Genomic DNA, 22,784 nt, shown 5'->3' with positions numbered 1-22,784 from the left:
CGGCGGCGGTGGCCAGCGGCAGCACGCCCACGATCACGCTTGCATGCACGGCTTCCACATAACGCATGGCGACGGAGGTGAACAGCGGAAAGCCGAACACCACACCGCCTGCCGTGATGGCCAGCGGCAGCCAGTCCCGCCGCTGCGGCAAAGGCGCGCGCGTGGCCAGCAGGAAGACCGCCGACAGCGCAGCCGCCACCACTGCCCGGCCCAGGGCGATGAACATGCCGGACATCTGTGGTGCATCGGGCGTGCCCACGGCCAGGCGCGTCATCGGCAGCGTGACGGCAAAAATCACGATGCCCAGCAGGCCCAGCCAGAGCCCCTTGTTGATGTTGGCGGATGTGGGGTTCACAGGAACAACATCCAAATTGCAGTGATGACCAGCACGCCGGCCATCACGAGGTTGAATCCGCGCAGGCGGCGGCCTGTTCCATCAGGCCCGGCCAGCCACTCGCGCAGCAGCGAGCCGGCCAGCGCATAGGCCAGGTTGCTCACAAAGGCGAAGGCCAACATCACTGGCAGTACCACGGCCATGCGCATGGCGGGGTCGCTGCGGCCGACAATCCAGCCGCTCACAATGGCCAGCGCCAGCATCCAGGCCTTGATGTTGACGAACTGCAGCGCTGCGCCTTGCCAGAAACCGACATTCATTTTTTCCGCATCGGCTTCGCTGAGCTGGCGTGAACGCGCGATTTTGGAGGCCAGCCAAAGCAGGTAAGCCACGCCGATAACCTTGACGGCAAGGGCCATCAGCGGCACCGCCAGCAGCAGGGCACCCAGGCCCAGCGCGCACAGGCTCAGCAACACGCCCCAGCCGACAGGCACCGCGCAGACAAAAGGCATGGCCCGGCGCAGGCCGTGGTTGGCCGCGAGCGCAGTGGAAAGCGTCGTGTTCGGGCCGGGCGAAAAGCTCATCGCCGTCGCCAGCACCAGCAAAGCCGTAAATTCTTGCCAATTCATGAAGCAGACTCTATAGTCCAAACCAGCACACTACCCATACAGTTAAGGGTACAAATTTCCAAACTGTACTGGCCAAATTGCCAGCACACCGGCCCGGCAGGGCATTCGGGGTCTCCGCCATGTTGATGAAAACCGCTTCGCAATCCCTCACCGAGCAGCTCAGCACCCGCTTTGCCGAGCGCATTCGCAGCCGGCTGCTGGCGCCCGGCGCACGCCTTCCCTCGGTGCGCCTGTGCGCCGAGCAGCAGGGTGTCAGTGTCTCCACCGTGGTGGCAGCGTACGACCAGCTGCTGGCCCAGGGCCTGGTCGAGGCACGCAAGAATCGCGGCTTTTTTGTGCGTGATGTGTCTCCTGCACACGCCGCCATTCGCATGCCGGCCGCCGCCACGGGGAACGGCCCCGAGGGCCAGGCGCCGGCGGTCTGGAGCACCTCCGCCTGGATGGCGACCCGGCAGGCACCGGTAGACGCCACGGCACTGATTCGCGGCATGTTCCACAAGGTCAGCAACAAGCCCCAGCCCGGCATGGGGGTGTTCCCGCCCGAGTGGCTGGAAACCAGCTTCATGCCCGCGGCGGTGCGCAAGGTCACCAGCTCCAGCGCCTTGCGCGAGTTTTCGCTCAGCTACGGCGAGCCCATGGGCGACAGCGGCCTGCGCCGCGCGCTGGCGCAAAAACTCAACGCGCTCAACGTGCATGCGGTGCCCGAGCAGATCATCACCAGCGTGGGCGCTACGCACGCACTGGACATCGTGAGCCGCACTTTGCTGCAGGCCGGCGACTGTGTGATGGTGGAAGAGCCCGGCTGGGCGGTGGAGTTTGCCCGGCTCGATGCGCTGGGCATGCGCATCCTGCCGGTGCCGCGTCGTGCGGATGGCCCCGACCTGGAGGTCATGGCCCAGTACTGCACGCTGCACAAACCCAAGTTGTTTGTCAGCGTCAGCGTGTTCCACAACCCGACCGGTTATTGCCTCACGCCGGGCAGCGCGCACCGCGTGCTGCAACTGGCCAACCAGCACAACTTCCACATTGTCGAAGACGACACCTACAGCCACCTGGCGCCCGAACATGCGACGCGGCTGTGCGCGCTGGACGGCCTGCAGCGCACGATATATGTCAGCGGTTTTGCCAAGATCCTGGCGCCCGGCTGGCGCGTGGGCTTCATGGCCGCGCCGCCCGACCTCGTGGAGCGCTTGCTGGACACCAAGCTGCTGGGCACACTGACCACCCCCGCGCTGCTGGAAAAAGCGCTGGCCTGGTGCATCGACCAGGGCCAGCTGCGCCGCCATGCCGAACGCATACGCACCCGGCTTGACGCGGCGCGTGCGCGCAGCGTCAAGCTGGCGCTGGCGCACGGCTGCAGCTTCGCGGCCGAGCCTGCAGGCCTGTTCGGCTGGGTGGAGACCGGCGCAGATACCGACGCGATGGCGCAGCGCATGCTCGACGAGGGTTACCTGATTGCACCGGGCGCACTGTTCCACGCGGTGCGCACGCCCAGCACGCTGATGCGCATCAATTTTGCGACGACGCAGGAGGCAGCATTCTGGAAAGTGTTTGCGCGGCTGCGCGACAGCATGAAGTGAACCTGCGCCAGTCTTCGCATGTTTTGGCCTCCAGCCCTTTGGCTATGCGCGCAAGATGCTATTAAATAGATAGCACGTGACCCGGTGGAGCGTGGCCGGCGGGATACATGGCAGGTGCTGCAGTTGCCGCGCAGCGAGTTGTGGGCCGCCTGGCCGCCCGATAAAATTCCAGCCAGTCGCCGAAGGGGACGAATTGCGTGGAAATTTCCCATGAACCATGAGTTGTCGCGTCTTGCGGCCGAATTCCGGTTGACCGACCCGGAGCACGAGCCGCTTCGTCTGGCTTTTGGCCTGGCCTGTGTGAGCCGCGTCCGGCACCTGCTGGAAGACCCCGGTGCCATGCGCTGCATGGCTGTGCTCGAGGATTTCCAGGCGGGCAAGCTGAAGCGGCCTGCAATGGATGATGCGGCCAGGGAGATTGCGGTCATTGCCAACGGCCATCGCGGCTCCCCGTCCATCGACGGGTCGGCCCACGCTGCGGTTTCTGCCACCTATGCCGTGGCCAATGCGCTGGCCGGCCGGGCGCTCGATGCTGCTGGTTACGCCGCTTATGCCGCTGTTTACGCCTACGGCGGGTATGCCGTCACAGACCCGTCGGCCTTTGAAAGCGAGTACGCGTGGCAGGTGCAGACATTCAATGCGCTGGCGCACCCTCCGGCTGCTGGCGGCCGTAGCGCAGCGATGGACACACACGCATGAGCTGCCAGCTGCTCGGCCCTTCACATGCACTGGCCTACCGGGCGCTGATGCTCGAAGCCTACGGGCTGCACCCGGATGCATTCACCTCCAGCGTGGCCGAGCGCGCGGCCTTGCCCATGTCATGGTGGGAGTCGCGTCTTCAGGAGGCGCCGCTGCCCCCGCAGTTGGTTGTCGGCGCTTTCCGGAACGGGGAACTGGCAGGCGTGGCCGGTCTCCTGTTCGAATCGCGCGAGAAGCTCCGCCACAAGGCCACGCTCTTCGGCATGTATGTGCCGGCGCAGTTCCGGCAGCACGGGCTGGGGCGCCAGCTGGTGGAAGGGGTGCTGGCTTGCGCGAGTGCCCGACCGGGAATCAGGCAGGTCCAGCTGAGCGTCACCCACGGAAACAGCGCTGCCCAGGCGCTGTATGAAAAATGCGGATTTGTTTCCTTCGGTGTGGAGCCGTTGGCGGTCGCTGTGGGCGCGGGCTTTGTTTCCAAGGTTCATATGTGGCGCAACATGGGGCTGTCCCCCAACGATTCCTGAATTTCAAAAGAGAGAGATCAACCCATGGCCACCAGCAACTGGTATTCCAACGCAGCCAAGGCGGCCTCGCGCTATGCCGGCCGTCCCTCCACCTTTTCCCTGGCGGTCCTCGTGATCATCATCTGGGTGGTCACGGGACCGCTGTTCGGCTTCAGCGACACCTGGCAACTGGTCATCAACACCGGCACCACCATCATCACCTTCCTGATGGTGTTCCTGATCCAGAACTCGCAGAACCGCGACACCGAAGCGATCCAGATCAAGCTTGACGAACTCATACGTGCGACCCAGGGTGCGCACAATGCGCTGCTCGATCTGGAGGAGTTGAATGAAGAATCGCTGGACGCCTTCAAGGACAGGTATTGCACGCTGGCGGCAACGGCGCGCGAGGGTTTGCTGGACGGGCTGAAAGACACGGACACGCCCGAGGCCTGAGCCGGTCCCCGGGGCGTCGCTTTCGCGCGGGGCCAGGCGACGTCGTGTGCTGGCGCCTCTTACATACTTAACAACCCTTACATCTTCCCCGACAAGAGAACCGGGAAAGCGGGAGGCCGGCTTCCTAAAATGAAAACCGGCCCCAACCCTGGCGACCCGTCTCCGTGCCGCGCGCCGGCAGGAGACGACGGCGCTTCTTCACATTGCACCAGAACACCCTTTCCCCTTCCAGCTCAGGCACGATCGCTTCGTTCGAGGGCGGGCGCGGGCTTGCCGCGCTGTTTGTCGCCCTGTTCCATTTTGGGCACGACGCCAATGCCTTGTCGGTCGTCCGCAACGGCTACCTGTTTGTGGACCTGTTCTTCGTCATCAGCGGCTTCGTGATCTGCTCCGCCTATTCAAACCGGCTGGAAACGGCCGGCAGTCTGCGGTCCTTCATGATCCGCCGCTTTGGCCGCCTGTTCCCCTTGCTTGTTTTTTCGACGGTGCTGTATGTGCTGGCGAAAAACCTGCTGGTCTGGGCCAAACAGGCTGCCATCGAGCGGGGTTATGGCGGGCAATTCGAACGGTCGGACTTTGCCGGCTACCTGGTCCCCGACTTTGGCGAGATCGTGTCGACGCTCACGCTCACGCATGGCATGGGCATTTTCGACCGGTTGATCCTGAACCCCGTGAGCTGGAGCATCAGCACCGAGTTTTATGCCTACGTGCTGTTTGCCGCGGTGTGTCTTGCATTTCGCGGTGGCGCCCGCCTTGCCGTGTACGCAGTGCTGAGCGCCTCCGGCCTGGCGGCAACTATCTGGGCTGCGCTGCACGTGCATGACTGCCTGCAGGCCGGGAAGTGTTTTGACATCACCTATGACTTCGGTTTTGCACGTTGCGTGGGCTCGTTTTTCCTGGGCGCCCTCACGTACCATTTCAGCCGGCAGGTGCGGCTGAAAGCCAACGCACTGCAAGTCATCGGCCTCGCCGGGCTGGTGGCCCTCTTTCTCGTGGCGGAAGCCTGGCCGATGCTGGTGTTTGCCAGCCCCCTGCTTTTTGCCCTTCTGGTTTTTTCGGTCAGCCGCGACACCGGGTTCGCCGCCGCCGTGCTGAAAAGCAGACCCTTTCAGGTCCTGGGGCAGCGCTCCTACTCGGTGTACATGATGCATCCGATCCTGATGATTTTTGTCGAACCGTTTGCCAGGCGCACGCAGGGGACGGTCCTGATGGCCGTGGTCGTCGTGGCCTACGTCGCCACTCTGCTGCTGGTGTCCGGCTGGACCTACCGGTTCATTGAAGATCCGTTGCGTAAATGGTTCAACCGCATCGCCGGGGACAGGCGGCAGCCCCGGGTGGCCATGCAGTCCTGAGTGACGCCACAGCGTTGCGCCAGGACACCAATGCGCCATATCCTGAGTATTTTTGGGCCCCAGCCCAGTGAAAACGGGCGCAGGCAGCTATTAACTTCATAGCGTTTTGGTGGCGAGACTGCCACGTTCGCGCACGGCCTCGTTGAAAGAGCTGGGTGCTCCCGCCGGAGTTCGCCAGAATATCGCCAGGTCATAAGGGGAATGTGATGCGACTGGGAAAGCCTGGAAAACTGGTGTTGATGATGGCGCTGCTGGGCGCGTTGTCCGGTCTCCATTCCGCAGCGCATGCGGCAGGGCCAGCCGGGGCCTCTCACGGACAGCCGCAAACCCTGGTTCATGACGGCATGGAACGCAGCTATCTGGTGCGCACCCCACGCGACCTGGCGCCGGGCGGCGCGCGATTGCCGCTTGTGCTGGTGTTGCATGGCGGAGGTGGCAACGCCGCCAATGCCGAGGACATGACGGGTTTTACCGCGAAAGCTGCAAAGGAAGGTTTCATCGTCGTTTATCCGGAAGGCAGCAGCCGCTTCAGGGGCAAGTTGCTGACCTGGAACGCAGGCCATTGCTGTGGTTACGCGATGCAACGGCGCGTCAATGACGTGGCGTTCATCAACGCCCTGCTGGACCGGCTCATCCAGGACTACCCGGTGGATCCCAAACGCATTTATGCAACAGGCATCTCCAACGGCGGCATGATGGCGCACAGGCTGGGCATCGAGCTCTCCGGCAGGTTCGCCGCCATTGCACCCGTGGTTGCAGCGCTGTTCGGCGATGAAAAGCTGCCGGCGCATCCGGTGTCGGCCCTCATGCTCAATGGCATGCTCGACAAGTCGGTGCCTTACCAGGGCGGCGCGCCGGGCGGACGTTTCCCCGACGCCTGGGACGGCGCAGCTGCAAAACCCGCGCTGGCGCAAGCTGCTTTCTGGGCCCAGGCCAACGGCTGCAGCGCCGCGGCCGACACACAGGATCGTGCTGCCTTTGTTTTGTCGCAATACCGCTGCCCCGCGGGCCGGGACGTCCAGCTCTACCTGATCAAGGACAACGGCCACGCCTGGCCGGGCGGGCGGCCGGGCAGCCGCAGGGCCGATAGGCCGAGTTCATCCTTCAGCGGCACCGATGTCATCTGGGAGTTTTTCCGGGCGCATGCGAAGCCCTGAGGCGCTCTCAGCCTTTCATGCGCAAGACGATCAGGTCATGCAGCGCCTGTGCCGCCACGGACAGGCTCCCCTGCTGCCTGCGCACCACATAAAGCCTGCGGGTCAGGTTGGGGATGGCCAGGGGCCGGGTCACCAGGCTCTTGCGTTCGAAATGAAACAGCGTGAGCGCCGGTACCACGCTGATGCCCAGCCCGGCTTCCACCATGCCGGTGACCGTGGCCAGCTGTTCGACTTCCAGCAGCGTTTGCGTCTGCAGCGGATGCAGCGCAGCGTCGAGCGCCTGGCGCACGCTGCTGTTGCGTGACATGTGGATGAAGGGGTAGGGCACGAGTTTTTTCAGGGTCAGCACTTTTTCGCCGGCCAGCGGATGGTCCTTGCGGCACACCAGGAAAAATTTGTCGGAGCACAGCAACTGAACGTCCAGGCCCGCCTGGCTGGTGCCGGTGGCCGCCAGGGCGAAATCTGCCTTGCTGCTGCGCACCAGGTCGATGCAGGGGTCGGACAGGAGGTCGCTGAGTTTGAGCTCTATGCCCGGCCAGGTTTTCCCGAACTCGGCAAAAATAGCCGGCAGCCAGCCCGCCGCCAGCGAGGGCAGCGCGGCAACATGCACCCGGCCCTTGCGGCGCTCGACGTGGTCGCCCAGATCGTGGACAGCCGCGTCGATATCGTCGAGCAGCTGGCGCGCCGAGGTGTCAAACAGCCGCCCCTCCACAGTCAGCTGGACGCTGCGGGTGTCGCGGTCGAACAGGCGCGTGTGGAGCTCGTCCTCCAGCGTGCGGATCAATGCGCTGAAGGCAGGCTGCGAAAGATGGCTCACTGCCGCTGCCCGGGTGAAGCTGCGCTGCTCGGCCAGCGCCACGAAGGCGCGCAGCTGCCGTGTCGAGAGATTGGGGCTGCGGGCGAGGGCGCGTGGGGAGGTGCCGGCCATTGATTTGCCTTTCAGGTTAATCAATATGAAATTTCGATTTTACAAATAGGTGGAGCAGGCCTAGATTCGAAAGCCTGAATTCACCACCCATGACTGCTCCCTCTTCCCCCCTTCTGATCGGCTGCGCCGCAGGTTTCTCCGGCGACCGGGTGGACGCGGCCGGCCCGGTGGTGGATACGCTGATTGCACGCGGCGGCCCGGCTTTCCTGATTTTCGAAACCCTGGCCGAACGCACGCTGGCACTGGCCCAGCTGCGCCGCCGCGCCGACCCGGAAGCCGGCTATGAGCCGCTGCTCGACGACATGCTGCGCCCCGTGCTGGCGCGTTGCCTGCAGCACGGCATACGCATCGTCAGCAACTTTGGTGCAGCGAATCCGCGCGCTGCAGCGCGCCACATCCAGCGCATGGCCAGCGAGCTGGGCCTGGTGCCGCCGCGGATTGCCGTGGTCGGCGGTGACGATGTCTCGGGTGTGCAGCATCGGGCGCTGCTGCGCGAACAGCTGGGCAGCGCGATCGACAACATCCGGATGGTCAGCGCCAATGCCTACATCGGCGCCGAGGCGATTGCCGCTGCGCTGGATGCCGGCGCGCAGATCGTGGTGGCCGGCCGCGTGGCCGACCCGTCGCTGACCGTCGGCCCGGCGATGTCGCATTTCGGCTGGCGCGCCGACGACTGGGACCGGCTGGCGCGCGCGACCATGGCCGGGCACCTGCTGGAATGCGGCGCGCAGGTCTGCGGCGGCTACTTTGCCGACCCCGGCTACAAGGAGGTGCCTGACCTGCATGCCATCGGGTACCCGATTGCAGAGATCGGCAGCGACGGCCATTGCATCATCACCAAGGCGGCGCACACCGGCGGCTTGGTCAATCTCGCCAGCGTGAAGGAGCAACTGCTGTATGAAGTGCACGACCCGGCCGCCTACCTCACGCCCGATGTGGTGGCTGACATCAGTGCCGCGCAGATCGAGCAGTTGGGACCGGACCGTGTGGCCCTGTGCGGTGTGTACGGCCATGCGCGGCCGGCCAGCCTGAAGGTCAATGTCTGCCATGAAGGCGGCTGGCTGGCCGAGGGTGAAATTTCCTACGCTGGTCCGCGTGCCGAAGCCCGCGCGCGCCTGGCTGCCGATGTGTTGCGGCGGCGCCTGCAGGGGCTGAGCCTGCGCGTGGATCTGATAGGCGCGCTGAGCATCATGGGTGACGACGCCGGCCATCTGCTGGCAGCGACCCCAGCCGGTGATGCGCGCGACGTGCGCCTGCGCGTGGCCGCCACCCATGCGGACCGGGCCCAGGCCGAACGTCTGGCGCGCGAGGTGACGGCGCTGTACTGCTGCGGCCCGGCCGGCGGGGGCGGTGTGCGCACCTCGCTGACGCCCCGGCTCAACACGTTGTCGTGCCTGGTGCCGCGCGAAGCGGTGACTGTGCATTTCGAGATGCTGGACGCGCTGCAGGAGGCTGCATGAACGCGCCGGACATCACCGCTCCTTTGTACCGCCTCGCCCACGGGCGAACCGGCGACAAAGGCAACCGGTCCAGCATCAGCGTGATTGCCTGGCATCCGGACCTGTACCCGGTGCTGCTGGCGCAGGTGACGGAGGACGCCGTGGCGCGGCACTTCGCGCACCGCCGGCCCGGCCGTGTGCAGCGCCACGAGTTGCCGATGCTCTCGGCCATGAATTTTGTGCTGGACGACGTGCTCGATGGCGGCGTCAACGATGCGCTGAATCTCGACACCCACGGCAAGGCACTGTCGTTCTGGCTGCTGGACATGCCGGTACAGGTTCCCGCGGCACTGGCCGGTTTGCTGGCGGGACCTGACCCGGGCTGATTTTTTTAACCAGAAGGAGACAACATGAAAACATTCACCAACGCGCGTATCCGTCCTGTCATGCTGGCCGTCGCGGCCGCCTGCGCCCTGGCGCCGCTGCTCGCACAGGCCCAGGCTTTCCCCGACAAACCCATCACCTTCGTTGTGCCTTTTGCCTCCGGCAGCGCCACCGACCAGCTGGCGCGCGCCCTCGGCCAGGCGGTGACCAACGACGCAAAAGTCAGCGTGGTGGTGGACAACAAGCCGGGTGCCTACAGCATCATCGGGGCCCAGACGGCGGCCAAGGCCAGGCCGGACGGCTACACCGTCTTCATCACCACCAACACCACGCAGGCAGCGAACCAGCATCTGTTCAAAAAACTGCCCTACGACCCGGTCAAGGACTTCGTCCCGTTGACCGCCCTGGGCCGCGGCGGCCAGATCATGGTGGTTAACCCTGCGCTGCCGGTGAAAAACGTCAGCGAATTCATAGCACTGGCCAAGTCCAAACCGGGCAGGTTGTCTTTTGGCAGCGGCAGTTCGTCCAGCCGCGTGGCGGTTGAGCTGTTCAAGCAGATGACAGGCACCTACATCCTGAACATTCCCTACAAGAGCAACCCCTCGGCCGTGACCGACCTGCTCGGCGGGCAGATCGACATGATGATCACCGACATGGCGACCGGCCTGCCGCAGGTCAAGGCCGGCAAGCTCAAGGCGCTGGGCGTGTCGACCCGGCAGCGTTCGCCCTTGGCGCCTGATGTGCCGACCATCGACGAAGCCGGCGTGAAAGGCTACGAGATGACGTACTGGTTTGCCGCCTACGCGCCGGCCGGAACCCCAGCCGACGTGGTGGCCAAACTCGCTGACATGCTGGCCAGGGCCGCGCGAAGCAGCTCGGCCGCACCTTTCTACCAGGCCAGCGGCATAGAAATCTTCACCAGCAACCCTGAGGACCTGCGCAAGTTCCAGGCGGCGGAAACCGTCAAGTGGGGCCGGATCATCAAGGGCGCGGGCATCGAGCCGGAGTAAGCTTTTTCCGGGACTGGAAGTCTTTTTGGCTTCCAGCCCATAGGGGACAGGCGCAGGCAGCTATCAATTCAGTAGCTACTGCGCCTCGCGTGTGCCTTGTGCGCGTTTGGGGACACTGCCGCAAATCATGACAGGCCACCGACTGCCGTTCGTCCTGCGCCTGGCCTGAAGGGCCTGACGTCATGCATGGCAGAACATCAATAAGTGCGCGATCCGAGCCGCACGACATCTCCGGGGTGAGTCCCTGGATGCTCAGCCCAGTGGCGCATTTTCTCGGGAAGCCGGACCTGGGTGTTGTGGAATGGCGCAAGCCCTTCGGGGCCGGGCGTGTCGGGCATCACATTCCACTTGATGAACTCGGCGGGAAGCGAGCCTGCGTTGACGGGTTCGGTAATGCGGCCATCGGGCTTGAGCATCAGGAAAGGAAGCTGCCAGTCGCCCGGCCGGGTGGGTGGCGCGCTTGCGCTCCGGGTCAGTCCGACATACCAGACCTGGTCCTTGTTTTCAATCAGCGCGACGTCGTAGGCGTCGAAGCTCATGGTGAAGCGACCGATGGGCGGGCCGGCGTCAAAGCTGATTTCGGTTGCGCGGTGCAGGCCATTCCAGCGGGGCAGCAGGCTCTGGCGTTCATAACTGCGCTTGATGTGGATGTTGATGATGCGTGCATCATGCAACTGCACCTCTTCGTCCCACTCCAGCGTGAACCGGGAGGGCCACTGCAGGCTGAAAAACCACGCGGAAAAACCCGTCAGGATGACGGCCAGCAGCAGGGTGGGGGCGAGGGGTTTCAAGGACTTTGGCATGCGCGGGGGGCAGGTCCAGGGCCGGCTCGGACGGAGGGTGGGAAGGGCCATGCCATTGTTGGGCAAGTCCGTCGGGCAAACAAGGAAAATTGCGCGAGACCGCGTCAGGCGCGGCGAGCGTTGACGCCGCTGCACCCGTGCCAAAGGCGCTTGCGCGAAACCGGGCTTACTACCAAATCAATAGCCTGGCGCGACGGCCTTGGGCGCGCATACACCGAAAGGCCTCCAGGCCTGCATGGCGTTTCAGGGGGTGTGGTCCTCACGGTCGTGCAAACCGGTGGCACCGCCTGTCGGGTATTTGCGACGAACTGCGAGCTGCGCCGGGTGAAGGAGGTCAGAGCATTTCCTCGGGCGCCAACGGCCCGATCAGCAGGAGCATCAGCTTGAGGCCGAAACTCGCGTCCGGCTCCGTGCTGGAGTCTTTCAGCTGCGAGCCTTGCGGCGCGCGCCAGACGAGCAGGCCGTCCTGCAGCTCCACCTTGTAGGCGCCGCGGGCCAGCGCGGGTTCGATCAGGCGCTTGGTTTCGGCCGACAGCTTGCGGCTGCGGATCACCAGCGCCACCTCGGTGTTCTGCAGCTGGGAGCGCAGGTCGAGGTTCATGGACCCGACCACCAGCAGCAGGTCGTCCAGGACCACGACTTTGGAATGCAGGCTGGCGCGTGAGCCGCCGGCCGAGCCGGAACTGCCCAGGGAGTTGAAGCTGCTCAGCGTGCCTTCCTGCTCGGCGCGCATTTCATACAGCTCGATGCCGAGCTCCAGCAGCGCCTTGCGGTAGCGGGCGTACCCCACATGGGCCGCCGGCGCGTCATTGGACGCGAGCGAGTTGGTCAGCACGCGGATGCGCACGCCTTTTTGCCGGATGGCTGCAAGCTGCGCCATCATGCGCGGGCCGGGCACGAAATAAGGCGAAACGATCAGCAGATCGCTTCTGGCCTCCGCCATCAATTGCAGCAGGCCGTCGACCGTGGTGTCCTGAGCTTCTTCCACCGCATCCGCGTCGGCGGCAATCTTGGAGGCCTTGTCGACCAGCAGGGTGGACGGCGCCCAAGTCCAGTCGAGCAGCGCCAGGTTGGTGCTGTCAGGCAGCGGCGCCGGGGTGCTGGCTGAACCGTTGAGTGCGGTGGCCTTGCGCGGCGCCGGCCGTGGCGGGCTGCCGTCGTTGGTGGACCTTGCTTCGCCGGTTCCCGGTGCCGTCGTGCCGCCCGGCTGGGCCGCCGCTGGTGGCGGTTTCAGCGCTTCAATCTCCTTGGCGGTCATCAGCGACTGCACCGGGTAGGCCAGCGGGTTGTTCCAGTAGAGGTCGAAGCTGCGCGAGAGTTCGCGCACGATGCGGCCGGCGGCCAGCACATCGGCATCGATGAAGTTGGTGCCTTCGCCCTGGCCGAAATAGGTTTCGCCCAGGTTGCGCCCACCGGTGATCGCGACCGCGTTGTCGGCGACAAAAATCTTGTTGTGCATGCGGCGTTGGATGCGGTCCATGTCTTTCAGCGAGCCGAGGATGCGGAAAAACAGCGAGCCGCGCCCGCCCGGCAGCGGGTTGAACAGCCGCAACTCGATGTTCTTTTCAAAGGCCAGCTTGAGGACCTGGGCGTTTTTGCCGACGGTGTTGAAGTCGTCAAGCAGGATGCGTATGCGCACGCCGCGTGCGGCCGCCGTGCGCAGGGCGTCGAACATGCGGTCGGTGGTTTCATCCGCGTGGATGGCGTAGTACTGGATGTCCAGTGTTTTCTGCGCCGCGTCTATCAGGGCCATGCGACTGGTGAAGGCAAGTTCGGCGCTGTTGACGAGGGCAAAACCCGAGTCGTTGCGGGTGCCTGCGCGGGCTGCCCGTTCCTGCACCGCCCGGCCCAGCCGGGTCTCCGCCGGGTTGGCCAGCGCTGTCGAGACCGGCCGATCCACTTCGCTGGGCAGGGAGGCGCAGCCGGCCAGCCAGAGGCCTAGCATCAGCGGGGCGACCCAGCGCCAGGAAGTGGAAAACAGACGGGCATGAGGCGGCGTACGTAGGTGCATGAAGCGGCTTTTGGAGGATGCAACCACTTTAGCGTAAGCAGCTGTTTCAGAGGGCGCCGCCCGGCCCGACGCGGGCGCAAGAATTTGTAGGCGTTTTGCCCGACACCCGCTGCGACTGGCGGCGGGCGCCCAGACGCCTAGGTGGACAGGGTTTCCCAGCGCTGCAGGGCCGCCATCAGCTCTTCCTCGATCTTGGCGTTGCGGGCGTTCAGCTCGGCTGCGCGCTTGGCGTTGCTGGTGTAAAGCGTGCCGTCGAACAGCTCCTGGGTGATGGCTTTCTGCTGTGATTCAAGCTGCTGGATCAGCGCCGGCAGGCCGTCGAGCTCCCGCTGCTCCTTGTAGCTCAACTTCTTTTTTGATAGCTGCTCGCGCCCGTCCTTATTGGGCTCAGTCGTGTTTTTGCTTGAAGTTTTGGTGCTGGATGTGGCCGCCGGGGTTTTGCCGCTGCCGGTAATTTGCGCCGCCCGTTTCGACTGTGTCAACCAGTCCGTCACGCCGCCTTCGTATTCGCGCCAGAAGCCCGGGTTCTCGGGCGTGCCTTCGTAGGCGATGGTGCTGGTGACCACGTTGTCGAGGAAACGCCGGTCGTGGCTGACGAGGAACACGGTGCCTTCGTAGTTTTGCAGCAGGTCTTCCAGCAGCTCCAGCGTGTCGATGTCCAGGTCGTTGGTCGGCTCGTCGAGCACCAGCACGTTGGCCGGCCGCGCGAACAGGCGCGCCAGCAGCAGGCGGTTGCGCTCGCCGCCCGACAAGGTGCGCACCGGTGAGTTGGCGCGCGCCGGCGAGAACAGAAAGTCGGTCAGGTAACTCTTGACGTGTTTTTTCTGGCCGTTGATTTCCACCCATTCGCTGCCTGGGCTGATGAAATCTTCCAGCGTGGCGTCCAGGTCCAGGCTGTCGCGCATCTGGTCGAAGTAGGCGACCTGCAGGTTGGCCCCCTGGCGGATCTTGCCGGGTGGCGTCGTCACGTCGGGCTGCAGTTCGCCCAGGATCAGCTTGAGCAGCGTGGTTTTGCCGGCACCGTTCGGGCCCAGCAGGCCGACCTTGTCGCCGCGCAGCAGGGTGCCGGTGAATTTGTTGACGATGATTTTCTCGGCACCCGGGTGGCCGAAGCTTTTGCTCACGTTGGTCAGTTCGGCCACGATCTTGCCGCTTTTCTCGCCGCTGGAGACATCGAGGTTGACGCGGCCGACCGCATCGCGCCGTGCCGAGCGCTTGTCGCGCAGGGCCTCCAGCCTGCCGATACGCGCCACGCTGCGCGTGCGGCGCGCTTCCACGCCCTTGCGGATCCACACCTCTTCCTGGGCCAGCAGCTTGTCGGCCTTGGCGTTGATCACGGCTTCCTGCGCCATCTGGTCTTCTTTTTGCACCAGGTACTGGGCGAAGTTGCCGGGGTAGCTCAGCAGCTTGCCTCGGTCCAGCTCGACGATGACAGTGGCGACCTGGTCCAGGAAGGCCCGGTCATGGGTGATGGTGATGATGCTGCCGTTGAAATTGACCAGCAATTCCTCCAGCCAGGCGATGGAGTCCAGGTCCAGGTGGTTGGTCGGTTCGTCCAGCAGCAGCACGTCAGGCTTGGCGACCAGTGCCTGGGCCAGTGCCACGCGCTTTTTGGTACCGCCCGAGAGCGAACCGACGATGGCGTCCTTGTCCAGGTGCAGGCGGTGCAGGGTTTCCTCGACGCGCTGCTCCCAGTTCCAGCCGTCCAGCGCCTCGATTTCCGACTGCAGGGCGTCGAGGTCGGTGTGTTCGTCGGCCGCGAGGTATTGCTCCACCACGTGCCGGGTCCTTGCCAGTCCTGCGCTGGAAGCTATGAAAACAGTAGCGTGCGGGTCCAGGCTGGGCTCTTGCGGAACGTAGGCGATGCGCAGGTTCTGCTGTAGTTGCAGGGTGCCGTCGTCGGGCTTTTCCAGGCCGGCGAGGATTTTGAGCAGGGAGGACTTGCCGGTGCCGTTGCGGCCGATCAGACCGATGCGCTGGTTGGGTTCGAGTGAAAAATCTGCGTGGTCCAGCAGTGCGACGTGCCCAAAAGCGAGTTGGGCGTCCAGAAGTGTAATTAATGCCATGTTGTCAGGGATTATCCGGGTGTGCCATTTCGCATGCTGGTTTTCGGGCTTTTGGGAGATGGGACCGGATGGCTATAGTGCAATGGACATCGGGGCGGGCAGGCCTCCCGACGCGCGCGCCCGACATCACCGGAAGCTGCTTATGGAATTACAGATCAACGGTCAGGCTGTCCAGGTGGAGGCTGACCCGGCCATGCCTTTGCTGTGGGTATTGCGTGACCTGCTCAACATGACAGGCACCAAGTTCGGCTGCGGTGTGGCTGCCTGCGGCGCCTGCACCGTCCGGGTGGACGGACAGGCCGTCCGGTCCTGCGTGGTGCCGGTGTCGACCCTGGCCGGCAAGACCATCCAGACCATCGAGGCGCTGGGCACGCCGGCCAAACCGCATGCGCTGCAGCAGGCGTGGATTGCCGAGCAGGTGCCGCAATGCGGTTACTGCCAGTCTGGCATGTTGATGGCCGCCGCAGCGCTGCTTGAGAGGAAACCCAGGCCGACCGATGCCGACATCGATGAGGCCATGACCAATATTTGCCGCTGCGGAACGTATCAGCGGGTCCGGTTGGCGATCAAGCGGGCCGCAGGGCTGGGGCCGGGCCGGCCGGTGAAGAAGCGCGCATGAAAAGAAGAACCTGGCTGCTCAGCGCGGCGGGCACCGCCGGTGCCCTGATCGTGGGCTGGGGCGCCTTGCCGCCGCGTTCGCGAACGGGTTCCGGCCGGCTCTGGCCGCCGGCTGAAGGCCAGGTGGCCTTGAATGGCTGGATCAAGATCAGGTCCGACGGCTCGGTGCTGCTGGCCATGCCGCGCAGCGAAATGGGCCAGGGCGTGCACACGGCCCTGCCCATGCTGGTGGCGGAAGAGCTGGATGTACCGCTGTCGCGTATCCACATCGAGCAGGCCGGCGCCGACCGCATTTACGGCAACGTGGCAATGCTGGTGGCCGGCCTGCCTTTTCATCCCTTCGAACTGGAAGAGCGTCCAGTCAAGGTTCGGGCGGGCGAATGGGTGGTCAGCAAGCTGGCGCGGGAGCTGGGCATCAACGCTACCGGCGGGTCGAGCAGCGTGGCCGATGCCTGGATGGTGTTGCGCACCGCGGCGGCCACTGCCCGCGCTTCGCTGGTGGGCGCGGCCTCGCTGCAATGGCGCCTGCCGGTGGATGAACTGCGGGTCACGGACGGCGTGGTATCACATGCGTCGGGTCCCTCTGCGCACTATGGGGAGCTGGCCCGCTTTGCTGCCGCCACCCCGCCTGGCACGGTCAGCCTCAAGGCTCGCAAGGACTGGACGGTTATTGGCCGAAACGAGCCACGCAAGGATATTCCCGCCAAGGTGGATGGCACGGCGCAGTTCGGGCTGGACGTTCGTTTGCCGGGCATGCTGTATGCCGCGATCCGGCTGTGTCCCATGCTGGGCGGCGCACCGGGAGCCATTAACGTCGATGCGGCGCTGGCCATGCCGGGCGTGGAGCGGCTGGTGCGCCTGCCGGCGTATGCCGGCTCCACCGCTGGCTTCGCCGTGGTGGGCAAAAGCTGGTGGCAGGTCCAGCAGGCCGCGCTGACGGTGCCTGTCAACTGGCAGCAGCGTCCCGCCGGCGCCCTGGATTCGCGCCAGATCGGGCGTGAGCTGGAAGAAACCCTTCAGCACGAGGAGGGCTTCGTCTTTTATGAAAAAGGGTTTGTGGCGCAGACCGAGGCTGGCGCTTCCCGCAAGGTGGAAGCGCTGTACCGCGCGCCCTACCTGGCGCATGCCGCGCTGGAACCGATGAACTGCACGGCGCAGGTCAAGGACGGCAAGGTGTTTCTCTGGGTGCCGACGCAGGTGCCGCAGATGGGCGCGGCGGTTGCGGCACGGGTTGCCAATGTGGCTGCGGAAGACGTCAGTGTCACGGTTACCCTGCTGGGCGGCGGTTTTGGCCGGCGGCTTGAGGTGGACTACATCGCCCAGGCGGTCAGGGTGGCGATGGATTGCGCCGGCAGGCCGGTGCAACTGATCTGGTCGCGGGAGGAAGACATGACCCACGACTTTTACCGGCCCATGCATGTGGCGCGCCTGACGGCGGCACTGGATGCGCAGGGCAGCCCGGCCAGCCTGCGTATCAAGTCGGTGGGCGATGCCATCAGCCCGCGCTGGCTGGAGCGCGGCATTCCCGCGCTGGCCGGGCCCGTCGATATGCCTGACAAAACCACGGCGGAAGGTCTGTTCGACCTGCCCTATGGGTTTGCCCACCAGCACATGTCGCATGTGGCCACCCGCAAGAACGTTCCTGTGGGCTTCTGGCGTTCGGTTGGCCACTCACACAATGCGTTCTTCTCGGAAAGTTTCATCGATGAGTTGGCGTTTGAAATGCAGCAGGACCCGCTGGCCCTGAGGCGGCAGTTGCTCAAGGACACGCCGCGCTACCTGGCGGTGCTCGACCTGGCGGCGAACCAGGCCGGCTGGGGCAGTAAATTGCCTGCAGGCCAGGCCCGGGGCATCGCCTTGCATGAGTCGTTTGGCTCCATCGTGGGCCAGGTGGCGGAGGTGTCGCTGCTCGACGGTCAGCCGCGTGTGCACCGGGTGATCTGTGCGATCGACTGCGGCACGGTGGTGAATCCCGGGATCGTCGCGCAGCAGATGGAAAGTTCGGTGGTGTTTGCGCTGACGGCGGCCCTGTACGGAAAAGTGGACATCCACGAAGGCGTGGTTCAGCAGAGAAATTTCCCCGACTACCCGATGCTGCGGCTGGCGCAATCTCCTCTGGTGCAGACTCATATTGTCTCCAGTGCGCGGTCGCCGGGCGGCGTGGGCGAGCCGGGTGTGCCCCCCCTTGCGCCGGCAGTGGCCAACGCCCTGTTTGCCCTGACTGGCCAAAGGCTGCGCTCCCTGCCTTTGATCCTCTAACGTTTATTGGACGACGCGGGGATTGCCCTTGGTCGAGAGTGCATGGCGGATGGGTTCCGAAGTGCGTTCTTGAGTATCTTTTCTGACTGCCGCCTGAAAACAGTGCTATAGTCGATGGCTCTGCTGATGAAACAGCGACTCGCCAAAGGCAAGTCCAGTCAGAAGGCGGAGAAAAAAAGAACCTCAAAAAACTTTGACTGTGATGAAAAATCCGGTATATAATTTGAGGCTCAGCTGATTACAGCGAACGGCGAAAACGGGGTTGCGAAAGCGGCTTTGGAAGTAGCGGGGATCATTAAAAATTTACAGCCGATAAGTATGGGCGTTTGAAGGCGATTGCCAGGCGAAGTCAGTGAAAGCTGATCAGCCAGGTCTTCTGACCTTAAACGCTCATGGAGATAGAAAAAGTGAAATCGTCAAGATTTCTCTTCAATTCCGTTTTTATGAGTTTTCTTCGTGCAGCAATGTGCGGAGTTGAAATATTGCAGTGATTAAACTAAAGAGTTTGATCCTGGCTCAGATTGAACGCTGGCGGCATGCCTTACACATGCAAGTCGAACGGTAGAGTAGCAATACTCGAGAGTGGCGAACGGGTGAGTAATATATCGGAACGTGCCCAGTCGTGGGGGATAACGTAGAGAAATTTACGCTAATACCGCATACGATCTAAGGATGAAAGCGGGGGACTCGCAAGGGCCTCGCGCGATTGGAGCGGCTGATATCAGATTAGGTTGTTGGTGAGGTAAAAGCTCACCAAGCCGACGATCTGTAGCTGGTTTGAGAGAACGACCAGCCACACTGGGACTGAGACACGGCCCAGACTCCTACGGGAGGCAGCAGTGGGGAATTTTGGACAATGGGCGAAAGCCTGATCCAGCAATGCCGCGTGCAGGAAGAAGGCCTTCGGGTTGTAAACTGCTTTTGTACGGAACGAAAAGGCTCTTTTTAATAAAGAGGGCTCATGACGGTACCGTAAGAATAAGCACCGGCTAACTACGTGCCAGCAGCCGCGGTAATACGTAGGGTGCGAGCGTTAATCGGAATTACTGGGCGTAAAGCGTGCGCAGGCGGTTCTATAAGACAGATGTGAAATCCCCGGGCTCAACCTGGGAATGGCATTTGTGACTGTAGGGCTAGAGTACGGTAGAGGGGGATGGAATTCCGCGTGTAGCAGTGAAATGCGTAGATATGCGGAGGAACACCGATGGCGAAGGCAATCCCCTGGACCTGTACTGACGCTCATGCACGAAAGCGTGGGGAGCAAACAGGATTAGATACCCTGGTAGTCCACGCCCTAAACGATGTCAACTGGTTGTTGGGTGCATTAGTACTCAGTAACGAAGCTAACGCGTGAAGTTGACCGCCTGGGGAGTACGGCCGCAAGGTTGAAACTCAAAGGAATTGACGGGGACCCGCACAAGCGGTGGATGATGTGGTTTAATTCGATGCAACGCGAAAAACCTTACCTACCTTTGACATGTACGGAACTCGCCAGAGATGGCTTGGTGCTCGAAAGAGAACCGTAACACAGGTGCTGCATGGCTGTCGTCAGCTCGTGTCGTGAGATGTTGGGTTAAGTCCCGCAACGAGCGCAACCCTTGTCATTAGTTGCTACATTTAGTTGGGCACTCTAATGAGACTGCCGGTGACAAACCGGAGGAAGGTGGGGATGACGTCAAGTCCTCATGGCCCTTATAGGTAGGGCTACACACGTCATACAATGGATGGTACAGAGGGTCGCCAACCCGCGAGGGGGAGCTAATCCCATAAAACCATTCGTAGTCCGGATCGCAGTCTGCAACTCGACTGCGTGAAGTCGGAATCGCTAGTAATCGCGGATCAGAATGTCGCGGTGAATACGTTCCCGGGTCTTGTACACACCGCCCGTCACACCATGGGAGCGGGTTCTGCCAGAAGTAGTTAGCCTAACCGCAAGGAGGGCGATTACCACGGCAGGGTTCGTGACTGGGGTGAAGTCGTAACAAGGTAGCCGTATCGGAAGGTGCGGCTGGATCACCTCCTTTCTGGAAATATGCAATCAAGTTCTTACGCCCATTCTTATCGGCTGTTGTCTTAAACAACAGCATTGGCCTTCAGTTAAATTTATTAATCTAATTGGTGCCGCCTTCAGAGTTCATTGTTGAATGAAGAGGGTCTGTAGCTCAGCTGGTTAGAGCACCGTCTTGATAAGGCGGGGGTCGTTGGTTCGAGCCCAACCAGACCCACCAAATCAGGTTTGAAGAAGTTTGAATCCTGGGGGATTAGCTCAGCTGGGAGAGCACCTGCTTTGCAAGCAGGGGGTCGTCGGTTCGATCCCGTCATCCTCCACCAACAACTTATCTAGCGCGTACTTGGTTAATGCAAAGCATCTTCTTGGAGGATGCTTTGTGTTAATTGATTCATTTCAATTATTGGCTGTTCTTTAAAAATTCATAGAGTTAAATCAGCGTTGCTAGCGGAAACTGCACATTCGTAAAGGTTTAGTGCAGACCGTGCCGCTAGCGACATTTAATAGATTTTTGATTGCGTCAAAATGAACTTCAGACTTCACGTTTGAAGATTACGGCATAACGCGTTTGGTGAAAGACCAGACACATTCCTTGATGTAGCTTTGAGAGATCAAAGTTATAGGGTCAAGTGAATAAGAGCACATGGTGGATGCCTTGGCAATGATAGGCGACGAAAGACGTGATAGCCTGCGATAAGCTTCGGGGAGCTGGCAAATTAGCTTTGATCCGGAGATTTCTGAATGGGGAAACCCACCGAAAGGTATCGCATAGTGAATACATAGCTATGCGAGGCGAACCGGGTGAACTGAAACATCTCAGTAGCTCGAGGAAAAGACATCAACCGAGATTCCGAAAGTAGTGGCGAGCGAAATCGGAGAAGCCTGTTAGTGATAGCTGGACTCTTAGCAGAACAGCCTGGAAAGGTTGGCCATAGCGGGTGATAGCCCCGTATGCAAAAAGAGACCAGTGATACTAAGCTAACGAAAAGTAGGGCGGGACACGAGAAATCCTGTCTGAATATGGGGGGACCATCCTCCAAGGCTAAATACTCATCATTGACCGATAGTGAACTAGTACCGTGAGGGAAAGGCGAAAAGAACCCCGGGAGGGGAGTGAAATAGATCCTGAAACCGTGTGCTTACAAAAAGTAGGAGCCTCGCAAGGGGTGACTGCGTACCTTTTGTATAATGGGTCAGCGACTTACATTCAGTGGCAAGCTTAACCGAATAGGGAAGGCGTAGGGAAACCGAGTCCGAATAGGGCGATTCAGTCGCTGGGTGTAGACCCGAAACCAAGTGATCTATCCATGGCCAGGATGAAGGTGCGGTAACACGCACTGGAGGTCCGAACCGACTAGTGTTGCAAAACTAGCGGATGAGCTGTGGATAGGGGTGAAAGGCTAAACAAACTTGGAAATAGCTGGTTCTCTCCGAAAACTATTTAGGTAGTGCCTCAAGTATTACCGTCGGGGGTAGAGCACTGTTTTGGCTAGGGGGTCATGGCGACTTACCAAACCAATGCAAACTCCGAATACCGACGAGTACAGCTTGGGAGACAGAGCACCGGGTGCTAACGTCCGGACTCAAGAGGGAAACAACCCAGACCGCCAGCTAAGGTCCCTAAAATTGGCTAAGTGGGAAACGAAGTGGGAAGGCTATAACAGTCAGGATGTTGGCTTAGAAGCAGCCATCATTTAAAGAAAGCGTAATAGCTCACTGATCGAGTCGTCCTGCGCGGAAGATGTAACGGGGCTAAGCCAGTTACCGAAGCTGCGGATTTGCAATTTATTGCAAGTGGTAGGAGAGCGTTCTGTAAGCCTGTGAAGGTGGTGGTGTAAACCCTGCTGGAGGTATCAGAAGTGCGAATGCTGACATGAGTAGCGTTAAAGGGGGTGAAAAGCCCCCTCGCCGTAAGCGCAAGGTTTTCTACGCAACGTTCATCGGCGTAGAGTGAGTCGGCCCCTAAGGCGAGGCAGAGATGCGTAGCTGATGGGAAACAGGTCAATATTCCTGTACCGATGTGTAGTGCGATGTGGGGACGGAGAAGGTTAGCTCAGCCAACTGTTGGATATGTTGGTTCAAGCCTGTAGTCGTGCCTGGTAGGTAAATCCGCCGGGCTTAGATGAGGGGTGATAACGAGTCTGCTTGCAGACGAAGTGAGTGATACCCTGCTTCCAGGAAAAGCCACTAAGCTTCAGCTACACACGACCGTACCGCAAACCGACACTGGTGCGCGAGATGAGTATTCTAAGGCGCTTGAGAGAACTCAGGAGAAGGAACTCGGCAAATTGACACCGTAACTTCGGAAGAAGGTGTGCCTTTAGTAGGTGAACCATTTACTTGGGGAGCCCAATGAGGTTGCAAAAAATCGGTGGCTGCGACTGTTTATTAAAAACACAGCACTCTGCTAAGACGAAAGTCGACGTATAGGGTGTGACGCCTGCCCGGTGCTGGAAGATTAAATGATGGGGTGCAAGCTCTTGATTGAAGTCCCAGTAAACGGCGGCCGTAACTATAACGGTCCTAAGGTAGCGAAATTCCTTGTCGG

Annotated in this window: 17 protein-coding genes, 2 tRNA genes and 2 rRNA genes; 15 read left to right on the top strand and 6 right to left on the bottom strand. The window is 61.9% G+C overall.

Going from position 1 to position 22,784, the window contains the following annotated elements:
- Together WA904_RS14135 and WA904_RS14130 are read right to left on the bottom strand one after the other, a co-directional pair.
- Positions 1 to 355 (bottom strand): EamA family transporter (locus WA904_RS14135; RefSeq protein WP_425197757.1); only part of this gene is annotated, 355 nt, incomplete at its 3' end.
- Positions 352 to 963, bottom strand: a complete 612-nt coding sequence (locus WA904_RS14130; RefSeq protein WP_425197756.1) for a LysE family translocator — start codon at positions 961 to 963, stop codon at positions 352 to 354. The genes WA904_RS14130 and WA904_RS14135, both read right to left, overlap by 4 nt.
- Before the next feature lie 119 nt (positions 964 to 1,082).
- Between WA904_RS14130 and WA904_RS14125 the strand changes: the two genes are divergently transcribed.
- The 6 genes from WA904_RS14125 to WA904_RS14100 all read left to right on the top strand — a co-directional run bounded on the left by WA904_RS14125 (position 1,083) and on the right by WA904_RS14100 (position 6,710).
- Positions 1,083 to 2,543, top strand: coding sequence for a PLP-dependent aminotransferase family protein (locus tag WA904_RS14125; RefSeq protein WP_425197755.1), 1,461 nt, complete (start codon positions 1,083 to 1,085; stop codon positions 2,541 to 2,543).
- 210 nt (positions 2,544 to 2,753) lie between these two features.
- Entirely contained in the window at positions 2,754 to 3,242 is a 489-nt protein-coding gene (locus WA904_RS14120; RefSeq protein ID WP_425197754.1) for a hypothetical protein, read from the top strand.
- The gene (locus tag WA904_RS14115; protein ID WP_425197753.1) at positions 3,239 to 3,766 is read left to right on the top strand and encodes an N-acetyltransferase family protein; all 528 of its coding nucleotides are present in this window, start codon (positions 3,239 to 3,241) and stop codon (positions 3,764 to 3,766) included. The genes WA904_RS14120 and WA904_RS14115 overlap by 4 nt, the downstream gene beginning before the upstream one ends.
- Positions 3,767 to 3,790: 24 nt before the next feature.
- Complete coding sequence (locus WA904_RS14110; protein WP_425197752.1) at positions 3,791 to 4,201, top strand: low affinity iron permease family protein; 411 nt, start codon at positions 3,791 to 3,793, stop codon at positions 4,199 to 4,201.
- Positions 4,202 to 4,404: 203 nt separating this feature from the next.
- Complete coding sequence (locus WA904_RS14105) at positions 4,405 to 5,553, top strand: acyltransferase family protein (protein ID WP_425197751.1); 1,149 nt, start codon at positions 4,405 to 4,407, stop codon at positions 5,551 to 5,553.
- A gap of 206 nt (positions 5,554 to 5,759) precedes the next feature.
- Positions 5,760 to 6,710: an alpha/beta hydrolase family esterase gene (locus tag WA904_RS14100; RefSeq protein ID WP_425197750.1), complete on the top strand. Its 951-nt coding sequence runs from the start codon at positions 5,760 to 5,762 to the stop codon at positions 6,708 to 6,710.
- A 7-nt stretch (positions 6,711 to 6,717) separates the two neighbouring features.
- Here the strand turns inward: WA904_RS14100 and WA904_RS14095 are convergent, their stop codons facing one another.
- Positions 6,718 to 7,638 carry a LysR family transcriptional regulator gene (locus tag WA904_RS14095; protein WP_425197749.1) on the bottom strand — a complete coding sequence of 307 codons (921 nt, stop codon included), beginning with the start codon at positions 7,636 to 7,638 and terminating at the stop codon, positions 6,718 to 6,720.
- Positions 7,639 to 7,727: 89 nt separating this feature from the next.
- Here WA904_RS14095 and WA904_RS14090 point away from each other — a divergent pair, with 89 nt between their 5' ends.
- The 3 genes from WA904_RS14090 to WA904_RS14080 are packed head-to-tail and all read left to right on the top strand — an operon-like array spanning position 7,728 to position 10,471.
- Complete coding sequence (locus tag WA904_RS14090; RefSeq protein ID WP_425197748.1) at positions 7,728 to 9,098, top strand: acyclic terpene utilization AtuA family protein; 1,371 nt, start codon at positions 7,728 to 7,730, stop codon at positions 9,096 to 9,098.
- Entirely contained in the window at positions 9,095 to 9,463 is a 369-nt protein-coding gene (locus WA904_RS14085; RefSeq protein WP_425197747.1) for an AtuA-related protein, read from the top strand. The genes WA904_RS14090 and WA904_RS14085 overlap by 4 nt, the downstream gene beginning before the upstream one ends.
- Before the next feature lie 60 nt (positions 9,464 to 9,523).
- Complete coding sequence (locus WA904_RS14080; protein ID WP_425197758.1) at positions 9,524 to 10,471, top strand: Bug family tripartite tricarboxylate transporter substrate binding protein; 948 nt, start codon at positions 9,524 to 9,526, stop codon at positions 10,469 to 10,471.
- Positions 10,472 to 10,668: 197 nt separating this feature from the next.
- On the opposite strand, the gene WA904_RS14075 is transcribed toward WA904_RS14080, so the two are convergent.
- The 3 genes from WA904_RS14075 to WA904_RS14065 form a co-directional block, all read right to left on the bottom strand.
- Positions 10,669 to 11,262, bottom strand: a complete 594-nt coding sequence (locus WA904_RS14075) for a hypothetical protein (protein ID WP_425197746.1) — start codon at positions 11,260 to 11,262, stop codon at positions 10,669 to 10,671.
- A gap of 346 nt (positions 11,263 to 11,608) precedes the next feature.
- Entirely contained in the window at positions 11,609 to 13,285 is a 1,677-nt protein-coding gene (locus tag WA904_RS14070) for a phospholipase D-like domain-containing protein (RefSeq protein WP_425197745.1), read from the bottom strand.
- 137 nt (positions 13,286 to 13,422) lie between these two features.
- On the bottom strand, positions 13,423 to 15,351 hold the full coding sequence (locus WA904_RS14065; RefSeq protein WP_425197744.1) for an ATP-binding cassette domain-containing protein: 1,929 nt from the start codon (positions 15,349 to 15,351) through the stop codon (positions 13,423 to 13,425).
- A gap of 142 nt (positions 15,352 to 15,493) precedes the next feature.
- Between WA904_RS14065 and WA904_RS14060 the strand changes: the two genes are divergently transcribed.
- From WA904_RS14060 to WA904_RS14035, 6 genes are all read left to right on the top strand, one after another.
- Positions 15,494 to 15,970 (top strand): (2Fe-2S)-binding protein, encoded by a 477-nt coding sequence (locus WA904_RS14060; protein WP_425197743.1) that lies wholly within the window; start codon positions 15,494 to 15,496, stop codon positions 15,968 to 15,970.
- Complete coding sequence (locus WA904_RS14055; RefSeq protein WP_425197742.1) at positions 15,967 to 18,228, top strand: molybdopterin cofactor-binding domain-containing protein; 2,262 nt, start codon at positions 15,967 to 15,969, stop codon at positions 18,226 to 18,228. Before WA904_RS14060 ends, WA904_RS14055 begins: the two co-directional genes overlap by 4 nt.
- A gap of 493 nt (positions 18,229 to 18,721) precedes the next feature.
- A 16S ribosomal RNA gene (locus tag WA904_RS14050) occupies positions 18,722 to 20,252 on the top strand.
- A 127-nt stretch (positions 20,253 to 20,379) separates the two neighbouring features.
- Positions 20,380 to 20,456, top strand: a tRNA-Ile gene (locus tag WA904_RS14045).
- A 27-nt stretch (positions 20,457 to 20,483) separates the two neighbouring features.
- Positions 20,484 to 20,559 (top strand) — tRNA-Ala (locus WA904_RS14040).
- A 300-nt stretch (positions 20,560 to 20,859) separates the two neighbouring features.
- Positions 20,860 to 22,784, top strand: a 23S ribosomal RNA gene (locus tag WA904_RS14035); the annotation flags it as partial.

Origin of the sequence: Polaromonas sp. (genome assembly GCF_049790275.1) — a bacterium.
Taxonomy (GTDB): domain Bacteria; phylum Pseudomonadota; class Gammaproteobacteria; order Burkholderiales; family Burkholderiaceae_C; genus Polaromonas.
Note: the sequence above shows the minus strand (reverse complement) of the source record. Positions and strands in the feature narration are given on the sequence as shown.

What these genes read in the sequence shown, in the direction of transcription:
- WA904_RS14125 (WP_425197755.1), top strand. Translation starts at nt 1,083, where the DNA reads ATGTTGATGAAAACCGCTTCGCAATCCCTCACCGAGCAGCTCAGCACC.
- WA904_RS14055 (WP_425197742.1), top strand. Translation starts at nt 15,967, where the DNA reads ATGAAAAGAAGAACCTGGCTGCTCAGCGCGGCGGGCACCGCCGGTGCC.
- WA904_RS14065 (WP_425197744.1), bottom strand. Translation starts at nt 15,351, where the DNA reads ATGGCATTAATTACACTTCTGGACGCCCAACTCGCTTTTGGGCACGTC.
- WA904_RS14115 (WP_425197753.1), top strand. Translation starts at nt 3,239, where the DNA reads ATGAGCTGCCAGCTGCTCGGCCCTTCACATGCACTGGCCTACCGGGCG.
- WA904_RS14095 (WP_425197749.1), bottom strand. Translation starts at nt 7,638, where the DNA reads ATGGCCGGCACCTCCCCACGCGCCCTCGCCCGCAGCCCCAATCTCTCG.
- WA904_RS14120 (WP_425197754.1), top strand. Translation starts at nt 2,754, where the DNA reads ATGAACCATGAGTTGTCGCGTCTTGCGGCCGAATTCCGGTTGACCGAC.
- WA904_RS14130 (WP_425197756.1), bottom strand. Translation starts at nt 963, where the DNA reads ATGAATTGGCAAGAATTTACGGCTTTGCTGGTGCTGGCGACGGCGATG.
- WA904_RS14110 (WP_425197752.1), top strand. Translation starts at nt 3,791, where the DNA reads ATGGCCACCAGCAACTGGTATTCCAACGCAGCCAAGGCGGCCTCGCGC.
- WA904_RS14070 (WP_425197745.1), bottom strand. Translation starts at nt 13,285, where the DNA reads ATGCACCTACGTACGCCGCCTCATGCCCGTCTGTTTTCCACTTCCTGG.
- WA904_RS14100 (WP_425197750.1), top strand. Translation starts at nt 5,760, where the DNA reads ATGCGACTGGGAAAGCCTGGAAAACTGGTGTTGATGATGGCGCTGCTG.
- WA904_RS14085 (WP_425197747.1), top strand. Translation starts at nt 9,095, where the DNA reads ATGAACGCGCCGGACATCACCGCTCCTTTGTACCGCCTCGCCCACGGG.
- WA904_RS14060 (WP_425197743.1), top strand. Translation starts at nt 15,494, where the DNA reads ATGGAATTACAGATCAACGGTCAGGCTGTCCAGGTGGAGGCTGACCCG.
- WA904_RS14080 (WP_425197758.1), top strand. Translation starts at nt 9,524, where the DNA reads ATGCTGGCCGTCGCGGCCGCCTGCGCCCTGGCGCCGCTGCTCGCACAG.
- WA904_RS14090 (WP_425197748.1), top strand. Translation starts at nt 7,728, where the DNA reads ATGACTGCTCCCTCTTCCCCCCTTCTGATCGGCTGCGCCGCAGGTTTC.